Consider the following 4,328-nt stretch of genomic DNA (forward strand, 5'->3'; position numbering starts at 1 on the left):
CCACCCCGGACGCGGACCCGCCCGGTACAGGCGTCGGCACCGGCGGCGGCGGCGACGGTACCGGCGCCGCCGTCACCTCCCTGGCCGACGCGGCCCCGCCGCCCGCGCCCCGCTCCGCCCCGGAGCGTGCGGGCCGGACGATCCCGGAGTCCGCCGAACGCGGACTGCCGGGCGCCGGCGGCCCGCCCGGCCCCGGCGCGGGCGCCGCCCTGGAGGCCCTGGAGGCCGTGGAGGGCTTCTTCCCGGGCACCGGCACCGGCGGTGGGAGCTTCCCCGGGTACGTCCCCTGGATGTTCGACGCCGCCGCGCAAGCGACCCAGACCGCGGGCGGCTGGACCCGCCCGGTGGACGCCCGCCACCCGGTCTCCGCCCACTACGGGACGCCCGGCGGCTGGCAGGCCGGCTACCACACCGGCGTCGACTTCGCGCTCCCCGAGGGGGAGCCGGTCTACGCGGTCGGCCCCGGCACGGTGGTGCTGGCCGGCACGTCCGGCGACTACGGCGAGACCGTGGTGACGCGCATGAGGGACGGCCACCATGTGCTGTACGCGCACCTGTCCGCCGTGGAGGCAGCGGTCGGGGACGAGCTGCGCGGCGGGGAGCGGATCGGCGCCTCCGGCAACACGGGACGCTCCACCGGCCCGCACCTCCACTTCGAGGTCCGCTCCGGCCGCGAGTACGGAACGGACATCGACCCGCTGGACTACCTGCGCCGCAACGGCGTCGCCATCGACTGACGCCACACCCGCCGTCCGTGACCGTCCGCCTCCACCGCCGCTCCCCGTCTTCGGCACAACCCACGCCGGGCCCCGGGCCGTTCCCGCCGACGGCGTGAGGTACGCACAACGTCATGGCCCTGTCACAGTGCGCCCGCAGGCGGTTGCGGCCGTATGAGCCGGGGTGTAGACGTAGGTACCTGGCAAAGGGGGCGCGCATCGGGGGCATCGACGGTGCGCGGCCTCGTCTCGAGACGGGAGCGGGGATCTTGAAGTTCGACATGGGGACCACGGCGCTGCCGACCCTGAACAAGGACACTGACCTGTCCTCCGAGCAACTGGTCGCCCTCGTCGACCGGTTGGTCGCCTCGGTGGAACCGCTGGAGGGCAAGTTCAGCGGCCGGGGCCGCGCCGCCTTCCAGCAGTTCAAGAACAACACCGACGAGATCGCGGCGTCGCTCGGAGTGGCCCTCGGCCGCATCCGGGAGGGCCAGGCCGGCATGACCGAGGCGTTCTTCTCCGGCGACGAGCAGCAGGAGACCGCCGCGCAGCGCTCCATGGGCTCGCAGAACTTCGACGCCGCCCGGTTCTGAGCGCGCGTCACCGACCACCAAGGGGAGAGGGGATTCGGCCATGGCCGACAACAGGCTTGCCTACGACACCAGCGCCTCGGCGGAGACCGAGATGACGATCGCCCAGATCGTCAGCACGCTGGAACTGCTCACCGGCGACCGCAACGCCGACGTGAAGAAGGCGCTCGCCGACTTCCACGCGGACAACGTCTCCGAGGAGTACGGCGCGGTCGAGTCCGACTGGGGGACGACCGCCGAGAACGTCCGCATCATCATCGACGAGCTGAAGCGGGTGCTGGAGGAGAACGACGGCATCGCGCAGCAGACCTCGCAGCGCGCGGCCGCCGCGGTCGCCAACATCCGCTGAGCGGCCCCACCTCGATCGCCGGACGAAGTCGGGGCGGCGCGGACCTCCGCGGCGTCCCGGCTCCGCACGAGGCCCGGCGGGCATGACCGGACGTCACGCGGAACGGCGGCCCCGGCACAGCAGTACCCGGCCCGGACCGCACGGCGCCGCCGGGTACCGAACGCCGTCGGGCACCGGACGCGCCGTGCCGCGCCCGCACCCGCACGGCACGCGAGACACGGCACAGCACGGCACTGCACGGCACAGCACGATCTGACACGCACGACCGGGCGGCCCGGCGGACACCGGCCGCGGCGGGGGAGAGATGGCCAGAGACTACGACAGCCAGCTGCTGGAATCCGTCGCGGTCCGCAGACGCCGGCTGCGCGACGCGCTGGTCTTCGGGCCGGACCGGACGCGGCGCGAGGCGGACGAGAACACCCGGAAGGTCCTGGGGGGAGTGGCCCTGGCCGCCGTGCTCTGCGCGGGCTGCCTGGGCTGGTCCTTCATCTCGGAACGGTTCATGGGTGAGGGCGGCGGATTCGGCGTGCGGAGCATGACGGCCGAACCCGTCCCCCCTGTCATCGCGGCCCCTCCTGCCACCGCGGTCGCGCCCGCGATGGCGGTCGCGACGCCGGCCGTACCGGGCGAGGACACCGAACGTCGCGCGGCCTCGGCGGTGACGGCGCGGTGAGCGTGGAGACCTGGACCCACACCTCGGCCGACCGCCGGGTCACCGTCATCGGCGAGACCCGGCGGGCCGACCTCTCACTGTCGGCCGAGGTGCCGGTCGGACTGATGCTCCCCGACGTGCTGCGCGTCCTGGGCGAGGCCCCCGGCCACCACCCGATGGCCCGGAGGCTCGTCACCGCCGCGGGCCGGGAGATCCCGCTCGGTTCCTCCCTGGCCTTCGCGGCCGTGCTGGACGGCGCCGTGCTCCGCCTGGTCCGTGAGGAGGAACTGCCGGCCGCGCCCGTGGTGCACGACGTCTCCGACGCCGTCGCCGACGAACTGCCCGCCCGCCGCTGGCGGTGGGGCGACCGCAGCCGGCTGTGGACCTCCGGCGTGGCCTCGGTGCTGCTCGCCCTCGCCGCCGCGCTGCTGGCCGTGGACACCTTCGGCACCGACCCGGTCGTCCCGTGGCTGGCCGGCACCGTCCTGCTGGTCCTCGCCTCGGCGGTGGCCGCACTGCTGACGCGCCGACGTGAGACGGGCGCGATCACCCTGCTGACGGGCGCCGCGCTCGGCCTGGTCCTCATCCGCCAACTGGCCCTCCAGCACGCCTGGGAGGCCGGGCACACCCTCGCGGCCGTCACCCTGCTGTGCGCGACGGTCCTCATCCTGCTGGGCCGGTTCACGCCCCTCGGCCGCGGTGGCCACCTCGGCGCCGCCGCGCTGACCGCCACCGGCGGGCTCTGGCTGGCCGTCGGGCTGCTGACCGGGATCTCCACCGCGGAGGAACGTGCCCAGCTGGGCACCGTCCTGGCCGTCACCGCCGCGTTCACCGTCGGGCTGCTGCCCCGGCTGGCGCTGACCGCCTCCGGCATGACGCGACTCGACGACCGGCACGCCGCCGGCACCGCGGCCAGCCGGACCGAGGTCGGCACAGCCCTGGACGCCACCCACTACGGCCTCGCCCTCGCGGTCGTGATCACCGCCGTGTCCGGCGCGGCCGGCTGCTGGCTGGCGCTGGGCGCGTGGGCCGGCTGGACCGCGACGATCGCGGCGCTCACCGCCGTGGTGCTGCTCTCCTGGGCGCGGATGTACCCGCTGGCCGTCAGCGTGGTCGCGCTGGTCGCCGCCGGCACTGCCGTCCTGGTGCGGCTGGTCCTGGGCTGGTCCGCGACGCTCGGAGAGGAGATCCTGCCCGTGCTCGCGCTGGGGCTCCTCGCCCTGGCCGCGGTGGCCTTCGCCGCCGTCCGCCCCGCCGAGCACACCCGCGTCCGCGCCCGTCGTCTCGCCACCACGGCGGAGTCCCTCGCCGTGGTGGCCCTGCTCCCGGTCGCTGTGGGAGTGTTCGGGGTGTACGGACAACTGCTCGACACCTTCTGACCGATGGCCCCGGCCACGCCCGCCACCGGCCCGCCCACGCCCCGGCGGATCTCCGGCGGATCCACCGCGACACCCCGGCGAGGGCCCGGCGCCATGTCCGGATGCGGCCCCGTACGGCTCCCGGGCGCACGCGGGAGAGCGCCCGCGACGTGTGCGACCCCCGTCCGGAGGCGGCGCGCCCGCCCAGGCCCGACCGACCGACAGCACCCGTGCGGCCCCCGTGGCCGGCGGACCGGCATTGAGGAGATCCCGCGGTGACGGGGGAGAACTGGCAGCGCGACGTGCCGCAGCGCGTCCAGCGACCGGGCGACGCCCGGCGGCCGGAAGAGGCGCAGCGGCCCGACGACGCCCAGCGGCCCGAGACGGACGCCGAGCACGACGGCAGCAGACCGGACCCGCGCGGACCGGCCGGTCCGACCGGCGCGGCCGCCCCCAACCGGGCGCGGACCGGGGCCGATCCGCGACGTGGCCCGGCGTCCACCTCCTCACCCCAACCGGACGGCACGGCGCGCGTCGACCCGCGCACCGTCGTACGCGGCGGCGCGCCCACCGACCCGCGGGCGGCACCACAGGCCGCCCCGGGTGCCCGGCCGCCGTCGTACACCCTGCCGCTCGGTACCGCCCTGCCGCCTGCCCCTGCCC

Annotated in this window: 5 protein-coding genes and 1 pseudogene; all 6 read left to right on the forward strand. The window is 75.9% G+C overall.

Annotation, left to right across the window (positions count from 1 at the left end; translation table 11 throughout):
• On the forward strand, positions 1-737 hold a 737-nt coding region (locus E0D90_RS24015), incomplete at its 5' end, for a M23 family metallopeptidase (RefSeq protein ID WP_130800060.1).
• Between the two features lie 248 nt (positions 738-985).
• Positions 986-1,309, forward strand: a complete 324-nt coding sequence (locus tag E0D90_RS24020) for a hypothetical protein (RefSeq protein WP_103500158.1) — start codon at positions 986-988, stop codon at positions 1,307-1,309.
• A 40-nt stretch (positions 1,310-1,349) separates the two neighbouring features.
• Positions 1,350-1,655, forward strand: coding sequence for a pore-forming ESAT-6 family protein (locus E0D90_RS24025; RefSeq protein WP_103500159.1), 306 nt, complete (start codon positions 1,350-1,352; stop codon positions 1,653-1,655).
• A gap of 304 nt (positions 1,656-1,959) precedes the next feature.
• Positions 1,960-2,328: a hypothetical protein gene (locus E0D90_RS24030; protein WP_103500160.1), complete on the forward strand. Its 369-nt coding sequence runs from the start codon at positions 1,960-1,962 to the stop codon at positions 2,326-2,328.
• Positions 2,325-3,686 carry a type VII secretion integral membrane protein EccD gene (gene eccD, locus E0D90_RS24035; protein WP_130800061.1) on the forward strand — a complete coding sequence of 454 codons (1,362 nt, stop codon included), beginning with the start codon at positions 2,325-2,327 and terminating at the stop codon, positions 3,684-3,686. Before E0D90_RS24030 ends, eccD begins: the two co-directional genes overlap by 4 nt.
• Positions 3,687-3,940: 254 nt before the next feature.
• Positions 3,941-4,328 (forward strand): annotated as a pseudogene (locus tag E0D90_RS24040) (hypothetical protein); the annotation flags it as partial.

The organism is Streptomyces otsuchiensis (assembly GCF_004305975.1).
GTDB lineage: Bacteria > Actinomycetota > Actinomycetes > Streptomycetales > Streptomycetaceae > Streptomyces > Streptomyces otsuchiensis.

Coding starts and splice junctions, on each gene's coding strand:
- E0D90_RS24030 (WP_103500160.1), top strand. CDS start 1,960: ATGGCCAGAGACTACGACAGCCAGCTGCTGGAATCCGTCGCGGTCCGC.
- E0D90_RS24025 (WP_103500159.1), top strand. CDS start 1,350: ATGGCCGACAACAGGCTTGCCTACGACACCAGCGCCTCGGCGGAGACC.